Source organism: Candidatus Eisenbacteria bacterium, assembly GCA_020847735.1.
Classification (GTDB): domain Bacteria; phylum Eisenbacteria; class RBG-16-71-46; order RBG-16-71-46; family RBG-16-71-46; genus CAIXRL01.
This window is the reverse complement of record JADLBL010000011.1, coordinates 35,031-57,580: the sequence shown is the minus strand read 5'-3', so window position 1 is coordinate 57,580 and position 22,550 is coordinate 35,031. Positions and strand designations below refer to the sequence as shown.

Below are 22,550 nucleotides of genomic sequence, written 5' to 3'. Positions count from 1 at the left end.
TTTCCATGAACACGCGGGGGCGAACCGTAGGCGTCAGCGCGCAGGGGGCGCGAGGTCCTCCGTCGGCGAAAGCACGCGATCGAGCGTTCCGTCAGGTCCGAAGACGAGCGTCTCGCCGTAGACCCGCCGGCCCCAGCGGCGGCGCCAGGCGCCGGCCGAGTCCCACCACACGCCGGCCGCCAGGCCCGCGCCGACCACCAGCGAATCGGGCCGCCGCGGCACGTCCACGAGGAGCACGCCGAGCGCCGCACCGTCGTGGTCGGCCGCTCCGTCGCGGCGCAGCTCGGCGAGGCGCGCCGTGCAGTGCGGGCACTCCGGGTTCACGGCGACGATCCAGCGCCGCGCGGGCGCGCCGGGCCCCGGCGCCACCAGGCGCGCGAGCGAGGCGTCCGGCCAGCGCGGCGTCTCGTAGTGGCGCGTACGCTCCCTCCACCACATCGCTCCGAGCCCGACGAACAACACCAGCGCGAGCAGGAGCGCGAGGCGGTTGATCCGGGTCACGAGGGTCTCGGCCACGCGGGCTCCTTCATCCGGAGGGGCCGCGGCCCGGAAGGGCGCTCCCCACCCACAACTCGATCAGCCACCACTGCGCGAGGTGCGACGCGAACCACACCGCGCACGTCAGCGCGAACGCTTCGCGAAAACGGCTGCCCGTGAGTGCGGACTGAAACTCCGCCCACAGCGCGCAACGCGCCAGCGCCAGCAGCCCGGCGCCGCCGAACGCGATCGCGATGGCGCCCACGGCGGCGCCGTCGGGTGCGAACGCACGCGCTCCCGCGAGCGCCGCCGCCCACGGCCCGGCTCCGTGCCGCGCCGCGTCGAGCACCTGCAGCGCCAGCAGCTCGAGCACGCCCGTTTGCACCACCGCCACCGTGGCCGCCGCGATCGGCAGCCGCCGCCCGCGCGCGGCCCACAGCATGCCATAGAAGCCGGCCTCGGCCAGCGCCGCCAGCAGCACCGCGGCGGTCGCCACCCACGCAAGCACCTCCGGTGAGGACCACGCGTGCGCGTCCGGCGCGGGCAGCCGTCGCGGCAGGTCGCGCGCGAAGCGCGAGTGCCAGCCGTCCAGCGGCAGCCACACCAGCACCGGCCACCACCACGCCGGCCAGAACGCGACCTTCTCCCGCGGCGCGGGCTCCTCCCCGTCCCAGTCCTCGAGCATCAGCGGCTCGTTCATCCGAGCGACCCTCCCGTGCGGGGAGTCAGCACGGGACGTGCCGGGACCGAGCGCCGCGAATGCCCCGCGCTGCGCACCCGCGAGGCGTGCGCGCCGTGCGCGAAGCGTCACCCGCGGGGACGGACGCCCGGCGGCACGACGATCCGGGCCGCGGTCAGGAGCCGCCGCCGGCGAGCGCCGCGAGGCGCTCGGCGGCATCGGCCACCACCAGCGCCTCGGTCATCTCGCCGATCTCGCCCTCCATGAAGTTCGCGAGCGAGTGCAGCGTGAAGTTGATGCGGTGATCCGTCACGCGGCCCTGAGGGAAGTTGTAGGTGCGGATCTTGGCCGAGCGGTCGCCGGTCGAGACCTGCGACTTTCGCTGCGCCGCGTACTTCGCCTGGGCTTCGGCCAGTTTCGCGTCGTAGAGACGGGCGCGCAGCACCTTCATGGCCTTCGCCCGATTCTTGATCTGCGAGCGTTCGTCCTGGCAGGTCACGACGACGCCGGTCGGCAGGTGCGTGATGCGCACCGCCGAGTCGGTCGTGTTGACGCCCTGGCCGCCCTTGCCGCCCGAGCGATAAACGTCCACCCGCAGGTCCTCCTCGCGTATGTCCACGTCCACGTCCTCGACCTCCGGCAGCACCGCCACCGTCGCGGCCGAGGTGTGGATGCGGCCCGACGCCTCGGTGGCCGGAACGCGCTGCACGCGGTGCACGCCCGACTCGAACTTCATCTCGCGGTACACGCTCTCGCCCTCGAGCGTGAAGATCACTTCCTTGTAGCCGCCCACCGCCGCTTCGGAGAGGCTCATCACCTCGTGCTTCCAGCCGCGCGCGTCGGCGTACTTGGAGTACATGCGGTAGAGGTCGCCGGCGAACAGCGCCGCCTCGTCGCCGCCGGTACCGGCCCGGATTTCGACGATCACGTTCTTGTCGTCGTCCGGGTCGCGCGGCAGCAGCAGCTTCTTGAGCTGTTCGCCCAGCGCGGCCTCGCGCTCGCGCAGGCCCGGGAGTTCGGCGTTGGCCAGCTCGGCCAGCTCGGCGTCGCCGGACGCCGCCGCCTGCTCGTCGTCGGCGATCGTCCTCGCGACTTCACGGTACTCGGCGGAACGGTTCACGGTCTCCTGCAGCCGCGCGCGCTCCCGGGACAGGTCGCGCAGCCGACGCGGGTCGGTCGCCACCGCCGGGTCGGAGAGCAGCGTCTCGAGCTCGGCGTAACGTTCCTCCACGCGCCGCAGCGCCTCGGCCATGTTCGCGTCCATCATTGGATGAAGCTCAGCTCCTTCATGCCGCCTTCGGCGCGCATCTTCACCACGGTCGCGTCGTCGAGCACGCGCTCGAGCGAGCGGATCGCCACCTCGCACATCGCCAGGTCGGGCTCGCGGGTCGTGAGCAGCTGGAACTGCATGCCGGGCCAGGTGACCGCGCGCACCCACGGGCGATCGAAGTACTTGCCCGAAAGCCGGATGAACTCGAACGCGACGCCGGCGATGAGCGGCATGCAGGCGATGCGCACCAGGTGCATCGCCACGTTCGTCGGCCGCCCCACGAACGTGAACACGACGATGCTGATGACGACGACGAGGAACAGGAACGTCGTTCCACAGCGCGGGTGCAGGCGCGGGAAACGCTGGACGTTCTCCGGGGTCAGCTCGACGCCCGCCTCGACCGCGTGGATCGCCTTGTGCTCGGCGCCGTGATAGCCGAGCACGCGCGCCATCTCCTTCCACTGCGAGATGAGCAGCAGGTAGAGGACGAACGCGAGCAACCGGAAGAGCCCGTCCACGAGCCCGAAGGCGACGCGGCCGTGAAAGCCGAGCGTGCTCGTGAGCCGCGCGGGCAGCACCACGAACAGGAAGAGTCCCAACGCCAGCGCGAGCAGCAGGGTCAGGCCCTGGACCAGTGCGCCGAGTCCGCCCTTTCCTTCCTGCCCGCCCTTCGCGCCCTGCGCCGCGTCCTTCACCGGCTCGTCCTTCACCGCCTCGTCGGCGCTGAAGTTGAGCGCGAGGACGCCGACGTACATCGTCTCGAAGAGCGACACCGCACCGCGCACGACCGGCAGGCCGAGCCAGCGATGGCGCCTGGTCACCGATTCGAACGCGCGGTCCATGAACGTGACGGTGCCGTCCGCGCGGCGGACGGCGACCGCGATCTTCGACGGCGCGCGCATCATGACGCCTTCGACGACCGCCTGGCCGCCGACCGGCAGGAAGGGCATGGGGAACTCCGCGGACAAAGACTCGGGCCCCCGCGCGCGGCCGTGCGACCGGCATGCGGAGGCCCGATGTGCGTCGCTAGCCGTTCGAAGCTTCGGACTTCTCCGCCTTCTCGGCCGTGACCTTCGCGTAGCGCTTGCGGAAGCGATCCACGCGGCCGGCCTTGTCGAGCAGCTTCTGCTTGCCGGTGAAGAACGGGTGGCAGCTCGAGCAGATGTCGAGGTGAACCTTGCCGTCCGAGGAGTGCGGCTTGAGCGTGGTGCGCGTGCTCCACTCCGCTCCGCAGCCGTAGCAGTGGAACGGGCGCATCTCGTAGATCGGATGAATGCCTGCCTTCATCTGGGTGCTTCTCCGCTGCGGCGGCGTTCCCCGGCGTCCGGGCCGGCGCCGCTTCGCGCGACGCGGGACTGCGGATGGTGCCGGGCGCTCCGCCTGGGTAGGGGTGGTAAGAGGGCGGCGAGTATGCCCGAGCGGCGGGTCCGCGGGCAAGCAGGGGGCTGGCTCTGCTTTGCGCCGCTCCAACGCAAGCCAGTCCCGCCCAAGTCCAACGCGATTCCGTCCTCCCGAAGACAAACTGCGCCGCTCGCCGATCCCAAGTCTATTTGCGCGTTGTTACGCGAGCCGACCGTTCTCAAACCCCAGCCGGCGCCGGCTGGTCAGAGGACAGAATCACTCCTGAACGGCCGACGTGGCCGCGGGAAGCGCCATCGCGGGCACGAGGTGGGGACAGGACCCGGCGCAGAAGCGTATGGTCCCCGACATGTCGGATCCGGAGGAGCAAAGCGACCGCCCCCTCGCAGGGCCCGTGTCCCCGGCGGCGTGGATCGTGGCCATCGCCGCCGACGTCGTTCAGTTCGCGGCACTGCCCCTGTTCGTCGAGGGCGCGCTCTCACCACTGAACGATGCGCTCGACGTGGCAGTCGCGGTGGCCCTTGTCTGGATGCTTGGCTGGCACATCGCGCTGTTGCCCACCCTCATCGCGGAACTGATTCCGGTCGTCGGCATCGCACCGACCTGGACGACGGCTGTCGCGATCATCGCACTCGCACGGCGAAAGCGCGCCGTCACATCGTCGCCCGCGGCCGCCGCACCTTCGGACGGCTCGCGGGCCGAGGTGATCGAAGCGCGGCCGCGGGTTCCTCCGCATCCGACCGAATGAACCCACCCCTCCACGGAGTTATCGGACCCGCGTGAGTCTGGTCGTCACCGACCCGCCACCCGCTTGCGCGGAGACGAAGTACAATCCTGGTGCGACATCGGTCCCAGCGGTATCGCGGCCGTCCCACTCGAGCCGGCGCTCGCCCGCTTCAAGCCATTCATCGTGAAGCGTTCGCACCACCTTTCCCTGCACGTCGTACACCCGGACCAGAGCCGCTTCGGCCCGAGGCAGCGCCAGCGTCACCGTCGTCCGAGCCGTAAAGGGATTGGGGCCGCTCGCCCGCCACTCCAACGTCGAGATGCGCGCCGGTGTGCGCACGTCCACCGGGCCAAGATGCAGCACCTCACCGTTCCAGGTGAATCGTAACCGGTAGCGATACTCACGGCCCGGCTCGACTCCGGCGTCCACGTACTCCGCTTCGCTCGCGCCACCCGCGAGGGTCACCGAGCCGACCGCTTCCTCCGAGCCGCTGCCTTCACTACGCAGAACCACCAGGCCCGAGAGCCCTTGCAGGTCATTGACGCGCCAGTGGAGCCGCACGCCGGCCGCCACCGGCTCGGCCGCAAGGTCGGAGACCGCCGCCACCGCCGTCGGCACGTCCACGATGCGCGCCCCATAGATGTCGCAGCGGTTCGGCCAGTCGCGAAAGTCCGTCCACGCCACCATGCCGAAGTCGTCGCCCGCGGCCAGCGCGATGCGATCGCCGATCAGCTCCGCCGACTGGCTGCCGTCCCAGGGGTTGAAGCCCGCGCGAAGCGGCAGGTCGGGCCCGAAGCTGGCGCCACCGTCCACCGACACCGCCGCGTAGGGGCGCACTTCGTTGCCGAATGCCGAGCCACGCCGGTCGTACCAGGCCACGTACACGCGCCCCTGACCGTCCACGGCCACGTTGGGCTGATGCTGGTCCGCTCCCGCCGGGTCGTGGTTGACCCGGACCCTGGGCGACCACGTTACGCCGCCGTCGGTCGAGCGGATCAACACGATGTCCCGCATGTCGCGCGCCACCGATCCGGGAGCCACCTGCCAGGTGCGAAGGCGAAGAAAATAGTATGGCGCCTCGATGGTGCTTCCGGTCAAGCTCAGCAGGTAGCGTCCGGTGCGCGGCAACGTCACGACTGGCGCCTTGCCGTGGGCTCCGTTCTCCAGGTCCCGGTTTCCGAGCATGAGCAGCCACGCGAGCGACAGAAGGCTGCCATCCGGAAGCTGCTCGAGGAGCTGGCAGCCCTTGCCGTAGACGCTCGGGGAGTCACCGTCGAGCTGGATCGTCTGACCGGCGGCGCCGTCGAAGGCGAACCAGTCCCGGTCTACCGGGCCGGTGTGGCCGCCGCTCCAGAGCGAGCCGCTGATGTTGCTGTCGAGCGTCACCATCTGTGCGTTCGCGGGAGTGTCGTTGAGCTCAGTGTCAACATGAGTGACGGTTGCGGGCGCGGGCGTTCCCTCGGCATGCTCGGCCCAGGCGAGGTAGAGGGTGCCGCGCGATGGGTTGTTGCTGCGATCAATCGCGAGCGTCGGAAAGTTCGGGGCGCCCCGCACGAGGCCTTCGCGGTAGTACGGGTAGCTGCGGAGTCCCATACCGAAAGGCACGTTCCAGCCCACGGGCGTTGTCGCAAGGTTGTCGAGCATGCTGGTCACGACACTCGGGGGCGAGAACGTCGCGCCGAGGTCCGCCGAGCGGCGCATGAGGACCTGACCCAGGGCGTAATCCACCCAGGTCACGTAAAGCGAGCCGTCCGGCCCCACGACCAGGCTCGAACCGTTGCAGTTCGGACTGCTGAGGTCGAGGTGCGATGACCACGTTGCCCCTGAATTCAACGAACGGAGGAACCAGATTGTGCTTTGGTACGGTGCGTTGCAGCGGGTGAAGGTGGTGTAGACACGTTCACCGAGAGGGTCCGCTCCGATGACCGGCAAATCGTCTGGTCGGTCGTAATCGCCACCTTCATAGCCGCACGAAACCGCTGGCGTCCAGCTCGGGACATCGAGCGCCGGCCGGCGATAGTAGAAGTGCCCGATGTTGTCCACGAGCAGGTGCACGGCTCCCCCTTGCCCCGTAGCGATCGCCAAGGGAACTTGAGCACCCCAGTAAGGAGGAATGGCGAGTGGCAATACCCACTCATTGGTCCAGGTGACGCCACGGTCCATCGAGATTCCGTAGGAGACATTGTTCGGGTACGCGTCGGCACCACCCCAAGCACCGAAGGCCCCCTGTCCTTGAGCCACCAGTTGCGGATCGTGGTAACGAGTGGAAATACTGGTCGAGAGTCGTTGCTCTGGCATTGCGGTCTGGGCCCAGCCCCCACGCACCAACAGAGTTCCGACGACAAGCACCACGACAAGGAGCGCTTCTCGGTGGCGCCGAGTCCACAACGGACGGTGCGCGTGGTGCTCGCGAAACGAGCAGTTGGGGAAGTGCTCGGTCCTCATGGCAGCACCACCAGCTTGCGCTGCGCCCGGAACGTGCCGGCCACCACCCGGAACGAGTAGATCCCGGGCGCCAAGCGCGGACCGTTCGTGTGCCGCAGGTCCCACTCCAACGCCTGCCGGCCTGCGGCGTACTCGCCGTCGAAGCGCCTCACCCGGCGACCCTGCGGATCGAAGATCTCCAGGCGAACGCTCGTGCGCCGCGGCAGATCGAACGCCAGCCGGACCGTGCCGTGCGCCGGGTTGGGCGCCGCCGGGTGAACCGCGAAGGCGGTCGGAAGGCCACTCGGCTCATCCTTCGCCAGGCGACCGGCGAGCAAGTGCGCCAGCGAAGGCGCCACCGGCGTGCCCGTCGCCTCCAGCAGCCACGTGCGCGCGCCCTCCTGCGGCGGCGCCAGATCACCGAAGAGCAGCGAGAGCGTGTCGCCCGCGACCATCGCCAGGGTCGTGTCCACCGTGCCACCTACCGCGTCGAACGCTTCACCGGCGAAAGTGCTCACGGCATGAACGAGAGGCGCCGGCCGCGCCACGACCGCGCTCGCACCTGCGAGCTCACCGGCGAAACGCAGTGCATGGGCGCCCTTGAACGTGAGCCGCAGCCGTTCGGTCCGAACCTCCGGCAGGGCGGTTACGTCCCAGTCACGCCGCGGGTGAACCACCGCCAACTGTGTCCACACCCCGTCGCCAGGGTCGCGCTCGACGAGCACGCCGGCCGACTGGCTCCCGCCTGCCATCAGCTCGAGCACAAGCGTGCGCGCGGCCGGTGACACCTGCCCCGGCAGGGAGATCTCGAGCACCTCGCCCGAGTCGGCGTAGACCGGCTCGGCTCCAAGACCGGTCGCCCGCGCCGTGACATCGCGCCCCATCCGGTCGCGAGCGAGCGTCGTGGCGGCGCGAACGCCTGCCCGCAACTCCCCAGACGGGGCCACAACCACCTCGGTTCCCTCCGCGTGGTCGGCCGCGAGTAGTCGCACCTGCGAGACGAGCAGCCCGCGGCTCTCGCCCTGGCGGAGGTACGCCCGCCGCTGACCACCGACCAGTCCCGGCGGCTGCCGCAGGCGCAGCATGTCCCGTGCTCGTGCGCCGAGCGGCACGCCGGGGAAGAGCGTGTTCTCGTTCGCGGATGGGCTGCCCGCGCCGGGCTTCCCGAAGTCGCCCCGGCTCGCCGTCTGGGCACGAGTGCCGTACTGGCCGCCGCCCCCACCGCCCGAGCTGCCGCCGTCGTCACACTGGACGGCGTTCGTCACGAGTTCGTTGGAGAGCGCCGAGCTGTCGGCGTTGTCACCGATCGCCTTCAGAGCAAACCGGTACCAGACCTGGTCCTGCAGACCGTCCACCATCACCTCCTCGGTCGCGAAGACCGCCTGGGGCGCCGCAGTCGCCTTCGCCGTCCACTGGTTGAAATGCGGCGGGCTGCTGTTGAGCGTCCAGCGCAGGTTGTAGCTCCTCGCCTTGCCCGAAAACGCCAGCGTGTCGTCATCGGCCGGGGCGTTCCAGCGCAGCCGAATCGCCGGCGTGCTCTCGCACGCGTTGACCTTGCTCAGGTTCATGTACGTCCCACCCCGCGGGGGCACGACGTCGAGCGAATCGCGCTGGGCGCCCGCAGGTCGGCGCACCGTCACCCACCTGGCAAGCGAGGGCACGGGCAAGGAGCTGGCACCGGTGCCGCGGCCGAGGGTGACGAACAGCATGTACTCACCCGGCGGCGCGTAGAAGCTGTCGGGCGGCGCCCACGCCAGCAGACGCGCCGGGGCCGTCCGCGCCACGAACGCCAGCGGCACGAAGCGCTGGCTCTGGTCGAAGCCGTGCGTGACTGCCGCCGGCCGCAGCAGAGCGACGCTGCGAATCGAGTCCAGATCGGCCGCGTCGGCGAGCGTCAGTGTGAACGGCTCGCCGTAGCGCAGGACCTCGGGCCCGTCGGCGATCGCCGGGCGATGCGCATAGCTATCGCCGCTGAACAGGTACGGCGGCTCGAAGATGCTCACCGTCACCCGATCCGCCAGGTTCGGATCCTCGCCCCCTGAGGTCATCACGCGTCCGTCCGGAAGGAGCAGTGCGGCCGAGTGATAGTTGCGGATCTTGTGATCTTCTCGCAACGAGTCCCCGATCGCGTTCCAGGATCCCGCACCGACTCGCCAGAGTTGTGGGCGCTGGACAGGCAAGCCGCCATCGCTGAGCGGCTTGGTCACGCCCCCGGTCGCCAGAACGTCGCCGGTGGGCAGCAACGTCAAATTGTGATTCATCCGGGCGGTCAACGGGGCGTTCCCTTGTCCTCCGTAAACCTCCCACGCCGGCATCTGCCCCGCCGCGATCTCGATCGTTTCGGTCCGGGCATGCGCCGTACCCTGGTCGCTGGGGCCGTGCGAGCCCGCCCGCAGCACCTTCCCCGGCCGGTACATGACCGCCGATCCCATCACCGCGGCATCCATGAAATGGTGGGAGGCGTCGTCCGACCACTGGTTCGTGGCGAGGCTGTAGAACCGCCGGTACGGCTGATCCAGCCGATCCGCCGGGGCCGGACCGGCGTTGAAGAGCCGTCCGTCCGGCAACACGAACAGGTAGGGATACGCCGAGATGGATCGCTGGCTGAGCGAATCCTGGCTCGTCACGGTGGTCCACGTTCCCTGCGGCGCCGACCACGGCGAGCACGACGGCGACGTGCCGCTCGGATCGTACGCTTCCAGGCTGCTCTCGTTGATGTAGCCCGCGTCCCCGTACGCGAGCAGCGACAGGCCCTTGGTCGGCGGCATGGCGGGAAAACCCCGGGCCCGCACGGGTGGCTGGAACCACTTGTTCTTGACCCCGGATCCGTAGCTTTCGACCTGAATGCACCACACCGAGTCCGTGAGCCCGCCCGCCTGGCCGTCGCCGTTCAGATCGCCGCCGACCACCACCAGCCGCTCGCTCCAGCTGTCGTAGGCCATCGCCGCGCGCGCGCGCGGCAGCGGACCTGGCTTCTGATTGCACGACCACGCGATCCAGTCCCATTCGTAGTTCGGACCCGCCGCGGTCGTGTCCGAACGGCTCAGCGCCCACAGGTGCGAGTCGAGTCCGTTGGTGCAGCGCGCATCGGCGTCCGTCAGCAGATTGCCGCGCCCGTCCTGGCCGCCGAACAGGTAGAACTTGTGCGACTCCCCGCGCAGCATCGGCCGCTGCTGCGTCGCCATGTGCCCCTGGCGCGCCTTCGGCGAGCCCCAGACCGGATCCGTCGCCGGCCGCAATGCCTGCCACTGCGCCGGCGCGACGCTGCCCACACCGAAGGTGTAGAGGCTGTCCGGAGCGAGGGTGCTGTCGTTCGTCTGCCCGCCGAACACGACGAGCCGCGCGTACGGAGCCCCGCTCACGCCGGCATCGCCCGGGTCGAACCACAGCGTGTGGCCGTAGCGGGCACGACCCGGCGTGTCGTCGGGCAGCACACGCTGCCAGGCAAGGTCCTGCACCTGCCGGTAGTAGCCGTCCACCAGGCGCGAGGCCGAGGGACGGACCCGCCCGAGCCACAGATCGCTCAGCGCGTGCCCGCTCGAATCGAGGCCGCCGAACAGATAGCAGGCCAGACTGTCCTGCGCGCCGGTCAGAGTCGTCCTCGCATCCCCCCAGGTCACGCCCGCCCAAACCATCGCCGCGCGCGTGCGCGGGCACGGAATCGCCTCGGGCAGGCCGGGGGTCGCGTCGTAGTCCATCTGATTGAGCCGGATCCAGGTCATGACCGAATCGTTCGGCAGCGGCGAGGGCTGCACGAGCCAGGCATCTCCCAGCACCGTGTCCTCGGCGGCCGACACCACCTGCCGGCCACCGAAGATCACCGCCGTGCCGCTCGGGATGCCGGCCTGCGCGTGGTCCTCCCGCGCACGCGGGTACTGCCCCGCAGTCGGAAAGTTCTTCCGCACCCGGGTCAGCCCCGTGGGCGGCGTTATCTCCGCCGGCACCGCCGTCGTGTCGCCCCAGTAGTATCGCGCCGCGAACGCCAGCGAACGCCACGTGCGGTCGCTGGCGCCGGCGTTCGTGCGGCCGCCGTAGGCCCCGAACCAGCTCCGCGCTTCACCCGCCGCCGCCAGCGTGCGCCCGTCCGGCAGCGCCGTCGCCGTCGCGTACCAGCGCTCGGCCGCCATGGTCGCGTCCGTCGTCCACGGATTCGCCGCCCCGCCGAACCACGCCGGATCAAATGTGTACACCGTCTCGCAGGCGTTCCGCGGCTGGTAGTTCCCGCCCAGGAACAGCATCCGCCCATCGGGCAGCACCGAATGTCCGTTGCAGAACAGGTCGTTCACCGCCGTGTCCGGATGCGCGACCGATTCCAGCACCGACAGCGAGTCCACGAAGGTCGCCGGTGGCAGCCGCAGCGTGTCGTCGTCCGCGAAGAATCGCCACAGCTTCATCTTCTGGTTCGAGCCCGACTCCCCGAACAGGAACACCTTGGCCGCGTTCGACTGCGGCTCGCGCAGCAGCACGACGTGCGTGCCCACGACGCCGAGATCACCCGTGCTCGACCACCGGCCGGTCGTGCTCAGGGATGCCGCACGAGTTCCGGGGGGGGGCAAATTGCGTGAGAAGCATCGCGAGCACCACGACCTTCCGACCGGTGCCTGCCGGCGCGGGCAGCGACGTGCGTTGCGTGACGGACGACGGCATGGCGGCCTCCTCCGAACGGGCCTGCGGCCCGCGATGAGCCGAGTCGTCCCGGGGCCGCTGACCGCCACGCCGCGATGGATCGCCGAGCGTCCGTCCCAGGGTGCGAAACGACATCCTCTCCCTGCTCGATTCGGGGGTGGGAAAAGGTTACGCGCTGAATGTCGAACTGGGAAGGAATTGTTCACGGCGGCTTCATGGACATGCTGCGAGCGAGTCCAGGATCCGGCGAATGGGTCGGCCCCCGACCCTGGACCTACCGCTGCTCGCGCGGGTCGCCGATCACGATTCGCGCGGCGCTGCCGTCGGCGCGGGCGACGCAAATGCGCGAGCGCGGCCAGGCGCCGGCGAGGAACGCGATGCGGCGGCCGTCGCGCGAGGGGCGGGCGTAGAAGGCCTCGATTCCTCCCAGCACGACCTGGTTCGAGCCGTCGGTCGCGATGGTGGTCAGCAGCCTTCGGCCCGCCGGGGTGAGCCCGGCGAACAGCAGCCGTCCGTCGGGCAGGAAGCAGGGATGGATCGCGCCCGCGTCGGTCGTGGGCACGACCGCGGCGTTCGAGCCGTCGGCGCTCGCGACGTGCAGGCGATCGCCGCCCGCGTCACGCGCGTACCAGACGAGCTTCGTGCCGTCGGCCGACCAGGCCGGATTGTGCGAGTCGGTCGAATCGTTCGTCAGCCTTCGTGGGTTCGAGCCGTCGGCGTTCATCACGAACAGCTCCTGCGCGCCGTCGCGGTTCGAGGTGAATGCGATCCGGTCGCCGCGCGGCGACCATGCCGGCTCGCGATCCACCGCCGGGTCGCGCGTCAGCCGCCGGGCGTCGGACCCGTCCCGCCGGGCGCTGTACACGTCCCAGTTGCCGTCCACCTGCGCGCCATAGACGAGCCGGCGGCCATCGGGCGAGAAGTCCACCCACTGCGCGTTCGGAACGAGGCGCACGCGCCGGGTGCCGGCGGGAGTCGAGCTCCAGATGCTCCAGCTCGGCGAGCTGTCCGGCTCGACGATCGAGTACTCGGACCAGGCGATCGTCTGGCCGTCGGGCGACCAGGCGACGTCCTGCCGGAACGACGGCGGCGTGGCGGGCGCGGCCGGCGTCGCCGGCGCGGACGGAACGGCGGATTGCGGCGCGACGGACACCGCCAGACCGGCGAGCAACGCCGCCAGCGCGAGAGCGACGCGTGCGAACTTCACCCGCCGCGCCGCGCGCACGCGCTCCCTTCCGCGATCGGCCCCGGCGACGCGGGCACGGGGCGCGTCACGCCTTAGGCTTCAGCACCGGCAGACCCTGCGCCCGCTTGAGCGCGGCCATCTCGCCCGCGTGCCAGAGGTTGTGCTGCACGGCGCCGTGCAGCTGCACGTATGCGCTCGACGCGCCTTCCTTGAGAGGCCGGTCGAGCCTCGAGTCGGGAAACGCGCGGGCGGCCCGGACGAGCGCCGCGTTGGAACGCCGGAGTTTCGCGAGCGTCGCGTTCCACGCGGCCAGGGTGGGTTTCGGAGCGGGCGGCCAGTCCTTCGGACCGCCGAGCTTGATGACCGGCCAGCGACCCGCGAGATGCGCACGCACCGCGTCCTGCCAGACGATCTGATGAAGCGCCAGATCCCAGATGCTCTTCCAGCCGGAGATCGGCCTCGCGGCGGCCTGCTTCGGCGTGAGCCCCGCCAGCACTTCGAGCACCGACGGGCCGTGCCAGGCGGGCCCCGCGAGGCTGCGGTGAAGCTGGTCGGCGATGCGTGCGGTTTCCTTCATGGATCCTCCGGGCGGAACGGACGCCGCACGCAGGATAGCAGCACGAGCCCGCGGGACTTCGCAAGGAAGTCGGGTACGGCGTGCCGGGCGGCCGCGCGCGCGGGCCGCCGGCCGGCACGCGCGGAGCCGCTGAAGGATCAGGAGTTCATGTTCTCGAGAAACTTCTTGTTCGTCTTGGTGTCGCTCATGCGCGTGATGAGGAACTCCATCGCCTCGACCGGGTTCAGTTCGTTGAGAAACTTGCGCAGGATCCAGACACGCGAGAGCACGTCGGGCGCGAGCAGCAGCTCTTCCTTGCGGGTGCCGGAGCGGTTGATGTCAATGGCCGGAAAAATGCGCTTGTCGGCGATCTTGCGATCCAGGACCAGCTCGGAGTTTCCGGTGCCCTTGAACTCCTCGAAGATCACCTCGTCCATGCGCGAGCCGGTCTCAATGAGCGCGGTCGCGACGATCGTGAGCGAGCCGCCGGCTTCGATGTTGCGCGCCGACCCGAAGAAGCGCTTGGGGCGCTGCAGCGCGTTCGCGTCCACGCCGCCCGACAGGATCTTGCCCGAGTGCGGCACGACCGTGTTGTGCGCGCGCGCCAGGCGCGTGATCGAATCGAGCAGGATGACGACGTCGCGGCCGTGCTCGACGAGGCGCTTGGCCTTCTCGATCACCATTTCGGCGACCTGCACGTGGCGCTCGGCGGGTTCGTCGAAGGTGGACGAGACGACCTCGCCCTTCACCGAGCGCTGCATGTCGGTGACCTCCTCGGGGCGCTCGTCAATCAGCAGCACGATGAGCACCACCTCGGGATGGTTCTCGGCGATGGCGTTGGCGAGCTTCTGCAGCAGCACCGTCTTGCCCGCCTTGGGCGGCGAGGTGATCAGCGCGCGCTGGCCCTTGCCGATCGGCGAAAGCAGGTCAATGATGCGCGTCTCGAGGCAGCGGTCCTTGGTCTCGAGGTTGAGCTTCGCGATGGGGTAGAGCGGCGTCAGGTTGTCGAACAGGATCTTGCCCTTCGCCGACTCGGGGCTCTCGAAGTTCACGGCCTCGACGCGCAGCAGCGCGAAGTAGCGTTCGCCTTCCTTGGGCGGCCGCACCTGCCCCGACACGGTGTCGCCCGTGTGCAGGTCGAAGCGTTTGATCTGCGAAGGCGAGACGTAGATGTCGTCGGGCCCCGGCAGGTAGTTGTATTGCGCCGAGCGCAGGAAACCGTAGCCCTCGGGCAGGATCTCGAGCACGCCCTCGTTGAAGATCAGGCCGTTCCGCTCGGTCTGGCCCTCGAGGATCATGAAGATCAGCTCCTGCTTGCGCAGGCCGCTCGTGCCGGTGATCTCGAGCTCCTGACAGATGCGCAGCAGCTCGGACATGGTCTTGCCCTTGAGCGCCTGCAGCTCGAGCGTCTGCGCGCCCGGTGCCGTGCCGACGGACGGGGTCGCGGGGGCTTCGCCGGTCTCGGGCGCTGCCGGGATCTCCTGGGGTTCCATGCGCGGTCGCCTTGGCTGGAAGTGGGCGCCGCCCCACGTCACGCCGAAGGCGCGCGTGCGGCGGTGTGGCCGTGGACGGCGCTGGGCCGCTGGCCTCGTGGTCGGCTCGGGTGCGCGAACGGGTCCGCGACGGGCGCGAACCGGATGCTGCGGAGACATTCCTCGTGGCTGGGAGCGTGAAACGGATCGGCTGGGACCGGTGAGACCGGTCGAACGGCTCCTGGGATGCGGGGATCGGGAAGGCTGGCGTTCGGGGCCCGCGGGGCGGGGCCGTGGTCGGCGGCGCGTGGCTGGCGTGGTGCGCCTGAACGACGGGTGAAATTTAGTGAGGTGCGCGGCGCGGTGTCAAGAACGGGAATCGATTCGCGGGGCTTTTCGCCCCGGCGTCACCGGTTGTCGGCGGGTGCCCGCCGGCTCCGCAGGTCCAAGGAGGCCTCGCCGGTCGTGCAACTCCGCCCGCACGGCGCGTGCGCTTCGCAGCCGGGGCACGGCAGCAGGGTCCGGAGCCGTCCTGCGGCCGGCCGGCTAGCAGCTTCGATTTCAGGTCGCTAGCGCGTAATCGCAGGCCGGGCGGGGCGTGGCATCGCCATTGCTCGATGCTCCGGTGCGGGGCGCGTGAGTCGCGTCCTACCATCCGAGCCTGCCATCTCCAGCGTGGCTTGCGCCCCCGCGAGGTCTTCCGGTACGACGCGCCGGCTCTCCCTGGGCCGGCGTTGTCGTTCGTGCGGCCCGCCTCCCGGTCGCCCGGGCGTCAGCGCCGCGTCAGCGCCAGTTTCACGTGCACGGTGGCCGGATCGCTCGTGCACCAGTCCGGCAGGTCGGCGATCGCCAGTTCCGCCCGGACCGTGTCGCGCCGGCCGCTGAGGTCGAGCGGCGCGAGCACGAGGGAGTCCAGCCCGCCCAGCGATTTCGCGGCGCCGGTCACCTTCACGAAGGGCGGATCCAGCCGGACGAATCCGCCGAACTCGAAGCCGGCGGCGGGAACGCCGACCACGCGCGCCGCGATCGGCAGCTCCCGCGTCGTGCGGCCGTCGATGTCGATCTCGATCATTCGCGGACCGATGAGATTCTCGACCGTCACGCCCTGCTCCGACATCGGCAGATCGGCGGGGGTCAGCGCGCGGCTGAAGCGCCCGGTTCCCGCGCCCAGCAGCGACAGCTTGAGTCGCGGCTCGCGCACGCGCATGCCGATCAACTGCTTCCAGGTCCCGCGCATCTGCGCCTGCACGACCGCGGGGGCCGGCCCGCTCAGCGCGAGCGAATCGGGCAGGTCGGTGAACTCGACCGGAAAGGACAGCAGCATCGTCGTGCTGCGGTCCGTGTAGACGTTGAGATACACGGCCACGGCCAGCAGCAGGGCGGTGAACTTGAGCCCGAGATTGTCGAACAGCCAGCCGCGCAGGACGTTCATGTCCGGGTCAGCATACGCGGCGGGCGGGCGGCGCGGAAGGCTCCGCTGGCCCCGGGCTACTCCGCTCCGTCGGCGTCGTCCTCGCCCTCGCCAGGCCGGTGAAGGCCGTGTTTCTCGAGCCGCGAGTAGAGCATCCGGCGGGTGAGGCCCAGCAGCCGCGCGGCGCGACTCTTGTTGCCGCCCGCGCGCTCGAGCGCCTTGAGGATCAGCTCGCGCTCGATGGTCTCGAGCGACAGGCCCTCCTCGGGGATCTCGGGCACCCACGTCCGCTGGACGCGCTGCTCGGGGCGCGCGAAGGACAGGTGCGCGGGCTCGATCGGGTCGCTGCCGGCCAGGATCAGAGCCCGCTCGAGCGTGTTCTCGAGTTCCCGAACGTTCCCGGGGAACGCGTAGCCTTCGAGCTCGCGGGCGGCGTCGGCGCTCAGCTTCTCGGGCGCGGCGCCCTGGCGACGCAGAAAATGCGCCGCGAGCCGGGCGACGTCGCCCGGACGTTCGCGCAACGGCGGCAGCACGATCGGAAAGACGTTGAGGCGGAAGAACAGGTCCTCGCGAAACGTCCTTTCCCGGACCATGTCCTCGAGCGGGCGGTTCGTCGCCGCGAGGATGCGCACGTCCACGGTGATGGGGGCGTTGCCGCCGACGCGCGTGAACGTCTTCTCCTCGATCACCTGCAGGAGCTTGACCTGCAGCGACACGGGCAGCTCGCCGATCTCGTCGAGGAACAGCGTGCCGCCCGCGGCGTCCTCGAAACGGCCCGGCTTCTGGCGCACCGCGCCCGTGAACGCGCCCCTCTCGTGGCCGAAGAGCTCGCTCTCGAGCAGCGCCTCGGGAAGCGCGCCACAGTTGACCTTCACGTACGGTCCGCCCGAACGGCGGCTGAGCGCGTGAATCGTGCGCGCGAAGAGGTCCTTTCCGGTGCCGCTCTCGCCGCGCAACAGCACGGTCGAGTCCGTGGCGGCGACCTTGCGCGCCAGTTCCAGCGCGCGCCGGGTCGCCGGCGCCTCGCCGACCACCGGGAGCGCGGCCGCGCGCAGGCCCTCGACCGTCGCCGAAAGGCGGCGCACGTCGCCGCGCAGGCTGGCGCGCTCGCGCGCGGACTGGAGCGCGAGCGCGATCACCTCGCCGAAGTCCCCCTCCTTCTCGACGTAGTCCCACGCGCCCAGCTTCAGCGCCGCGCGCGCGGTTTCGAGCGCGGCGTAGGCGGTCATCACGACGACGACCGTCTCGGGCCAGCGCTCGCGAACGGCCGCGAGCACCGCCATCCCGTCGGGGGGCGCCATGCGCAGATCCGTGACGACGGCGTCGAAGCGCGACTCCTCGAGGCGCCGGAGCGCGGCGGCCCCGCCGTTGACGAAGGCGGTCTCGAAGCCGGCGTCGCGCAGCTCGGCGGCGACGAGTTCGGCGTTCTTGACCTCGTCGTCCACGACCAGGACCTTCACGCGTCCCTCCCCTGCGCCCGGTTCAGCGGCAAACCTGGACGATTCCGTTGGGCTCGCTGGTCTCGGCCCACGGTCCGCTATCAATGCGCACGCGCACGTACCCCGCGGCCGTCTTCTTCTGAACGCGCACGCAACGCAGGGCGCCGATGACCTTGTAGGAGGAATTGCCGCAGTCGAAGATTCCCTGCCCCTCGTCGATCTGGCCGTCCCAGCACGTGTCCGACTGGATCTCGATCCGGTAGCGCTTCGAGCAACCGCCGGTCGCGAGCGAGCCGGCCAGCACGGTGGCGAGCAGGAGCAGCAAGGCGAGCTTTCGCTTCACGAGGTTCTCCGTTCGAAAGTCACGGCTTCGTGCGTCGGCAACCGCGGCAGACGTTAGCCTTCCCGAACGCTTCGCATCAACCGCCGGCGCCCGGGCGCGGCTGCGACGGGGCGACGGGCAGGAGCCGGAACGTCGCGCTCACGCCCGTGCCGCCGCCGGGGCTGCTGGCCACGGCGAGCCGGCCACCGGCGCTCTCGACGAGCCGCTTCGAGAGGAACAATCCGAGCCCCGTGCCCCTCGCCTTGGTCGTGAAGAACGGCTCGCCAAGCCTGCGGACGACATCCTCCGCCATGCCCGGGCCCTCGTCGCGCACCGACAGCGCCGCGCGCCCGCCGTGACGCTCGAGGGCGACGCGCACCCTGCCCCCCGGCGGCGAGGCCTCCAGCGCGTTGAGCACCAGGTTCAGGCAGACCTGTTTGAGCGACTCGAGATCGAGGCGGACGACGGCCGGCGAGGCAAGGTCGCCGGCGCGATCGAGCACGCAGCCGCGGGCCCGCACCTCGCCCTCGAGCAGGTCCAACGTCGCGCCGAGCGCGTTGGCGAGGTCGCCGGTCTCGCCCGGGTTCGCTTCGATCCGGGCGAACTGCAGGTAGCGGCCGACCGTGCGGCCGAGCCGGTCCACTTCCTCGATCACCGAATCGGCCATGCGCTGCGCCTCCGGTTCGAGCTTGCCGAGCCGTTTGGTCGAGCCGCGAATGATCGCCAGCGGATTCTTGATCTCGTGCGCGAGCGTCGCGGTCATGCGCCCCATCGCCGCGAGATTGTCCGCGCGCGTGAGCTGCCGCTCGAGCGCGAGCGTCCGGCCGATTCCCCGCACGAGGATGCCGGCCAGCACGGCGATCGCGAGCAGGCTCACCAGCGCGACGAGCGTCAGGCGCCGCCCCAATCGCCGCAGCTCTCCCGCCCATTCGGGATGAGCCTCGGCGACCAGCACCGCGACGACACGGCCCTTGTCGATCACCGGATGGAACGCCGTGCGCACCTCGCTTCCTTCGCGCGTCAGGGGCGGCCCGCTCGTCGCCTCGCCCGCGATCGCGCGTTCGAGCGCGGGACGTGCGAGCGAGTCCCACATGCTGATCGCGCCGATTCCCTCCTCGGCGCGGCGCACGTCGTAGAGCACCGCCCGCGTGGTGTCCACGAGCTGGAAGTCCTCGAATCCGGTCACGGCGCAAAGCATGTCGAGTTGCGCCTGCACCTCGAGAAAGCCCCCCGTCTCGGCGCCGAACTGCCGCAGCTCGGCGATCGCGGAGGGTGCGACCTGGGTCGCGGCGATGTTGGCGACCCGCGCCACGCGCGCACGGAACTCGCCTTCGAACGCGGCGCTGAGGCCCCGGTAGGCGAGCGCCGCCGCGAGCGCCGTGACCAGCGCGGCGACGAGCGCGAAAGCGAGCGTGTAGGTCTGGCTGCGGTGCACGCTCGGGACGCTAGCCGCCGCTCGAGGCGCTGGTCACCCGCACGAGCGTCGCGATCTGACCGGCGTGGCGCGCGGTGTGCTCGGCGGCGTGCGAGAGCAGGCCGATCACGGTGGAGGGAAGCTTCGCGCGTCCGACCTCGCGGGGCGTGAACAGATCGTCCTCGAAGTAGGTCGAGAGGTCGTGCAGGACGGACTCGATGGCTTCGTTCACCCGCCGGACGAGTTCGGCGCGCTCTGGTCGCGCCGCGTCCACGTTCCGTTCGGCCTCCAGGTCCGCGAGCTGCGCCGCGCTCAGCGATTCGCCGCGGGCGTAGGTGGCGAGGCGCACGAGGCTGCCAGCCAGATGGGCGGCGTGATAGCCGATGGACGCCGAGCCGCCGGGGCGGGCCCAGATGCGTTCGTCGCTGAGCGACGCCAGCAGGGGCGGCAGATCCTCGCGCACCTGCAGCAGCGAATGGGCGACCGGCTGAAGCGCCGGCGGCAGCTCGGGCACGGGGCCGCGAAGCCAGACTTCGGGGCGGGGCTTTCCGGGTGACGCTGGAGCTTTGGCGGTCATGACGCGAAGGCTAGCCGAGCCGGCGGCGCGTGGCGAGCCGGAGAACGCGTGACGCCCGCGGGAATGCTCCCTCCGCGGGCGCCCTGCCTCCCTGCGAGCCGTGAAGCCCGGTCAGCTCTTCGCGGCCGCTTTCGCTTCCATGCGCATCAGGTGGATCGCCAGCCCGTCGGCATCCTCCGCGGCCTCTCCGATCGCCTCGGTCATGGTCGGGTGGGCGTGGATCGCCTGCGCGAGGTCGGCGATGTTCAGGTCGGCCCCGATCGCCAGCGAACACTCGTGGATCAGGTCGCTCGCCTTGGCGCCGATGATGTGCGCGCCCAGCACCTGGTCGGTTCGCGCGTCGCCGACCAGCTTCACGAACCCGGCCGTCTCGCCGTCGGCGATGTTGCGCCCGTGGGCGCGGAACGGGAAGCGACCGACCTTGACCTCGCGTCCCTCGGCCTTCGCCTCGGCCTCGGTCAGGCCGACGCTCGCGATCTCGGGACTCGTGAACGTCGCGGCGGGCACCGCGCGCCAGTTCGTCTGTGCCGCATGGCCGGCAATGATCTCGGCCGCGGCCTTGCCCTGGGCGCTCGCGAAGTGCGCGAGCTGCTTGATGTCGGTGACGTCGCCGATCGCGTAGATGCCCGGCACGCTGGTCTGCAGACGGTCGTTGACGGCGATCTTTCCGCGATCGGTGCTGGCGATGCCGATCTTTTCGAGCCCGAGTCCGCCGCGGTACGGGCGCCGGCCGGTCGCGACGAGCACGCAATCCACGTCCACCGTCCTGCCGCCCGACAGCGTCAGCGTCAGCGAACCGTCGGGGTTGTCCCTGCGGTCCTCGACCCTGGCGCCCAGGTGAAGCGCGATCTTCTGCTTCTTCATTTCCCGCTCGAGCGCGGCCGAGATCTCCTCGTCCTCGGCCATGACGAGCCGCGGCAGCATCTCGATCAGCGTCACCTGCGTGCCGAGGGCGGCGAAGAAGGAGGCGAACTCGCAGCCGATGACGCCGCCGCCCAGGACCGCGAGGCGCTTCGGCTGTTTCGTCAGGTCGAGCGCCTCCTTGCTGCCGATCACGCGTTCGCCATCGAGATCCCAGCCGGGCGGCGTCCACGCGTAGGCGCCGGTCGCCAGCATCACGTTGTCCGCGGTGATCTCCTGCGCGCCTCCCGCCGGCGGCGTCACCGACAGACGATTGGCGCTCTCGAGACGCGCGACGCCGCGGTGGATGTCCACGCCGCGGCCGGAAAGCAGCGACTTCACGCCGCCCGTCAGTTGCTTGACGATCCGATTCTTCCGCTCGAGCAGCGACGGCCAGTGGATCTTCGGTTCCCCGACCTCGATGCCGTATTCCTTCGCGCGCTTGATGGTCTCGTAGAGGTGCGCGGTCACGATCCAGGCCTTGGTCGGAATGCAGCCCCAGTTGAGGCACGTGCCGCCCAGTTCGTCCTTCTCGACGACGGCGGTCTTCAGGCCCAGTTGCGCGGCGCGGATGGCCGCGACATAGCCGCCGGGGCCGGTGCCCACGACGACGAGGGAATAGTGCGGTTTCGACATGGCGGGTCGTCCGTGCGAAAGGGAATGGCGCGGGCCGGGTGCGCCCGGCGCGTGCGAAGCGAAAAGGAACCGCGACTCTTGAGCCTCGCGCAGCCCCTGTCAACAGGGGCCATCGCGGGAGCGGCCGCGCGTCGCCGCGGGGCTCAGCGTGGGCCGGAGCCCTCCGCCTTGCCGTCCCGCTGCGCTCGCACGCGCTGGATCGCCTCTTCGAGCGGCGGTCCCATGCCCTGCGGGGGGTTCGACGCCTTCGCGCGCTCGTAGAACTGCAGGGCAACCGCCGGCTCGTGCTGGGACTCGGCGACGAAGCCGAGGTTGAAGAGCGCCACCGGATGGTGCGGGTCGATCTCCAGCGCCTTCTTGAAGAGCTCGACCGCCTCCTGCGGGTGCGACAGGTTGAAGTAGCACACGCCCAGATCCACGAGCGACTCGACGCGCTGCGGGTCGATCCGCAGCGACGCGCGGTAGTGGATGATGGCCTCCGACCAGTTGCCGGTGTCGTAGAGAACGTCGGCCAGCGCGATGCGCGCCACGACGTTGGTCGAGTCCTTGGCCAGCTCGGCCCGCGCCAGGTCGGCGATCTGCTGCTGCTGCGTCTGCGCTCCCTCGACCGGAACCGGCGCGTTGTTCTTCTGGAACCCCCGGAAAGCCGTGAAGAGCACGATCAGCACGGCGAGCGCGCCGAGGATCACCCACAGCTGGGTCTGGAGCTGCTGCGCCGGGCCGGCCGGCCGGCGCGGCCGGATCGGGCGCAGTCGCGGGATGGACGGATCGAACCCGCGGACCTGCGGCTCGGGCGTCGGCGGCTGGGCCGCCGGATCCGGCGTGCCGGCGGAAGGTGGCGGAGCGTCGGCGGCCGGGCGCAGCGGGAAGTTGCAGCGCGCGCATCCTTCGGCGGTGTTCTCGTTCAGGTGGCCGCAGCTCGGGCAGCGAAGCGATTCGGGCATGTCGGGACTCCGCGGGCTCGTGGCCGGGCAGGGGAAGCGACACTATAGGGGCGCGCGTTCCGCCGTCTCAAGCGGCGGGCGCGGAACGAGGCCGCGCCTCCCCGGGCGGGCGCATGCTGGCGGGGCCCGCG

The 22,550-nt window shown here is 70.5% G+C and carries 19 protein-coding genes; 1 reads left to right on the top strand and 18 read right to left on the bottom strand.

Going from position 1 to position 22,550, the window contains the following annotated elements:
* Positions 1 to 33: 33 nt before the first annotated feature.
* The 5 genes from IT347_04950 to rpmE form a co-directional block, all read right to left on the bottom strand.
* A complete protein-coding gene (locus IT347_04950; protein MCC6348928.1) occupies positions 34 to 516 on the bottom strand; it encodes a hypothetical protein in 483 nt (160 codons plus the stop codon).
* Between the two features lie 10 nt (positions 517 to 526).
* Positions 527 to 1,177: a hypothetical protein gene (locus IT347_04945; protein MCC6348927.1), complete on the bottom strand. Its 651-nt coding sequence runs from the start codon at positions 1,175 to 1,177 to the stop codon at positions 527 to 529.
* Positions 1,178 to 1,331: 154 nt separating this feature from the next.
* Complete coding sequence (gene prfA, locus IT347_04940) at positions 1,332 to 2,408, bottom strand: peptide chain release factor 1 (protein ID MCC6348926.1); 1,077 nt, start codon at positions 2,406 to 2,408, stop codon at positions 1,332 to 1,334.
* An 11-nt stretch (positions 2,409 to 2,419) separates the two neighbouring features.
* On the bottom strand, positions 2,420 to 3,376 hold the full coding sequence (locus IT347_04935; GenBank protein ID MCC6348925.1) for a DUF1385 domain-containing protein: 957 nt from the start codon (positions 3,374 to 3,376) through the stop codon (positions 2,420 to 2,422).
* A 76-nt stretch (positions 3,377 to 3,452) separates the two neighbouring features.
* Positions 3,453 to 3,713 (bottom strand): 50S ribosomal protein L31, encoded by a 261-nt coding sequence (gene rpmE / locus IT347_04930; protein ID MCC6348924.1) that lies wholly within the window; start codon positions 3,711 to 3,713, stop codon positions 3,453 to 3,455.
* Between the two features lie 487 nt (positions 3,714 to 4,200).
* Between rpmE and IT347_04925 the strand changes: the two genes are divergently transcribed.
* Entirely contained in the window at positions 4,201 to 4,533 is a 333-nt protein-coding gene (locus IT347_04925) for a hypothetical protein (GenBank protein MCC6348923.1), read from the top strand.
* 18 nt (positions 4,534 to 4,551) lie between these two features.
* Here IT347_04925 and IT347_04920 read toward each other — a convergent pair whose 3' ends face one another.
* From IT347_04920 to IT347_04860, 13 genes are all read right to left on the bottom strand, one after another.
* Positions 4,552 to 6,957, bottom strand: coding sequence for a T9SS type A sorting domain-containing protein (locus IT347_04920; protein MCC6348922.1), 2,406 nt, complete (start codon positions 6,955 to 6,957; stop codon positions 4,552 to 4,554).
* Positions 6,954 to 11,417, bottom strand: coding sequence for a DUF1929 domain-containing protein (locus IT347_04915; GenBank protein MCC6348921.1), 4,464 nt, complete (start codon positions 11,415 to 11,417; stop codon positions 6,954 to 6,956). Before IT347_04915 ends, IT347_04920 begins: the two co-directional genes overlap by 4 nt.
* Before the next feature lie 10 nt (positions 11,418 to 11,427).
* Entirely contained in the window at positions 11,428 to 11,583 is a 156-nt protein-coding gene (locus IT347_04910) for a hypothetical protein (GenBank protein ID MCC6348920.1), read from the bottom strand.
* Positions 11,584 to 11,836: 253 nt separating this feature from the next.
* Positions 11,837 to 12,787: a PD40 domain-containing protein gene (locus tag IT347_04905; GenBank protein MCC6348919.1), complete on the bottom strand. Its 951-nt coding sequence runs from the start codon at positions 12,785 to 12,787 to the stop codon at positions 11,837 to 11,839.
* A gap of 46 nt (positions 12,788 to 12,833) precedes the next feature.
* A complete protein-coding gene (locus IT347_04900) occupies positions 12,834 to 13,325 on the bottom strand; it encodes a DinB family protein (GenBank protein MCC6348918.1) in 492 nt (163 codons plus the stop codon).
* A gap of 137 nt (positions 13,326 to 13,462) precedes the next feature.
* On the bottom strand, positions 13,463 to 14,956 hold the full coding sequence (rho, locus tag IT347_04895; GenBank protein ID MCC6348917.1) for a transcription termination factor Rho: 1,494 nt from the start codon (positions 14,954 to 14,956) through the stop codon (positions 13,463 to 13,465).
* 592 nt (positions 14,957 to 15,548) lie between these two features.
* On the bottom strand, positions 15,549 to 16,208 hold the full coding sequence (locus IT347_04890) for a YbbR-like domain-containing protein (protein ID MCC6348916.1): 660 nt from the start codon (positions 16,206 to 16,208) through the stop codon (positions 15,549 to 15,551).
* Between the two features lie 56 nt (positions 16,209 to 16,264).
* The gene (locus IT347_04885; GenBank protein MCC6348915.1) at positions 16,265 to 17,647 is read right to left on the bottom strand and encodes a sigma-54-dependent Fis family transcriptional regulator; all 1,383 of its coding nucleotides are present in this window, start codon (positions 17,645 to 17,647) and stop codon (positions 16,265 to 16,267) included.
* Between the two features lie 22 nt (positions 17,648 to 17,669).
* The gene (locus IT347_04880; protein ID MCC6348914.1) at positions 17,670 to 17,969 is read right to left on the bottom strand and encodes a hypothetical protein; all 300 of its coding nucleotides are present in this window, start codon (positions 17,967 to 17,969) and stop codon (positions 17,670 to 17,672) included.
* Between the two features lie 76 nt (positions 17,970 to 18,045).
* Positions 18,046 to 19,383, bottom strand: a complete 1,338-nt coding sequence (locus IT347_04875) for a hypothetical protein (GenBank protein ID MCC6348913.1) — start codon at positions 19,381 to 19,383, stop codon at positions 18,046 to 18,048.
* 10 nt (positions 19,384 to 19,393) lie between these two features.
* Positions 19,394 to 19,939 carry a DinB family protein gene (locus IT347_04870; GenBank protein MCC6348912.1) on the bottom strand — a complete coding sequence of 182 codons (546 nt, stop codon included), beginning with the start codon at positions 19,937 to 19,939 and terminating at the stop codon, positions 19,394 to 19,396.
* A 111-nt stretch (positions 19,940 to 20,050) separates the two neighbouring features.
* Positions 20,051 to 21,475 carry a dihydrolipoyl dehydrogenase gene (lpdA, locus tag IT347_04865; GenBank protein MCC6348911.1) on the bottom strand — a complete coding sequence of 475 codons (1,425 nt, stop codon included), beginning with the start codon at positions 21,473 to 21,475 and terminating at the stop codon, positions 20,051 to 20,053.
* A gap of 143 nt (positions 21,476 to 21,618) precedes the next feature.
* Complete coding sequence (locus IT347_04860) at positions 21,619 to 22,419, bottom strand: tetratricopeptide repeat protein (protein ID MCC6348910.1); 801 nt, start codon at positions 22,417 to 22,419, stop codon at positions 21,619 to 21,621.
* Positions 22,420 to 22,550 lie beyond the last annotated feature (131 nt).

Coding starts and splice junctions, on each gene's coding strand:
- IT347_04920 (MCC6348922.1), bottom strand. CDS start 6,957: ATGAGGACCGAGCACTTCCCCAACTGCTCGTTTCGCGAGCACCACGCG.
- IT347_04945 (MCC6348927.1), bottom strand. CDS start 1,177: ATGAACGAGCCGCTGATGCTCGAGGACTGGGACGGGGAGGAGCCCGCG.
- prfA (MCC6348926.1), bottom strand. CDS start 2,408: ATGGCCGAGGCGCTGCGGCGCGTGGAGGAACGTTACGCCGAGCTCGAG.
- rho (MCC6348917.1), bottom strand. CDS start 14,956: ATGTCTCCGCAGCATCCGGTTCGCGCCCGTCGCGGACCCGTTCGCGCA.
- IT347_04860 (MCC6348910.1), bottom strand. CDS start 22,419: ATGCCCGAATCGCTTCGCTGCCCGAGCTGCGGCCACCTGAACGAGAAC.
- lpdA (MCC6348911.1), bottom strand. CDS start 21,475: ATGTCGAAACCGCACTATTCCCTCGTCGTCGTGGGCACCGGCCCCGGC.
- IT347_04870 (MCC6348912.1), bottom strand. CDS start 19,939: ATGACCGCCAAAGCTCCAGCGTCACCCGGAAAGCCCCGCCCCGAAGTC.
- rpmE (MCC6348924.1), bottom strand. CDS start 3,713: ATGAAGGCAGGCATTCATCCGATCTACGAGATGCGCCCGTTCCACTGC.
- IT347_04890 (MCC6348916.1), bottom strand. CDS start 16,208: ATGAACGTCCTGCGCGGCTGGCTGTTCGACAATCTCGGGCTCAAGTTC.
- IT347_04910 (MCC6348920.1), bottom strand. CDS start 11,583: ATGCCGTCGTCCGTCACGCAACGCACGTCGCTGCCCGCGCCGGCAGGC.
- IT347_04900 (MCC6348918.1), bottom strand. CDS start 13,325: ATGAAGGAAACCGCACGCATCGCCGACCAGCTTCACCGCAGCCTCGCG.
- IT347_04935 (MCC6348925.1), bottom strand. CDS start 3,376: ATGCCCTTCCTGCCGGTCGGCGGCCAGGCGGTCGTCGAAGGCGTCATG.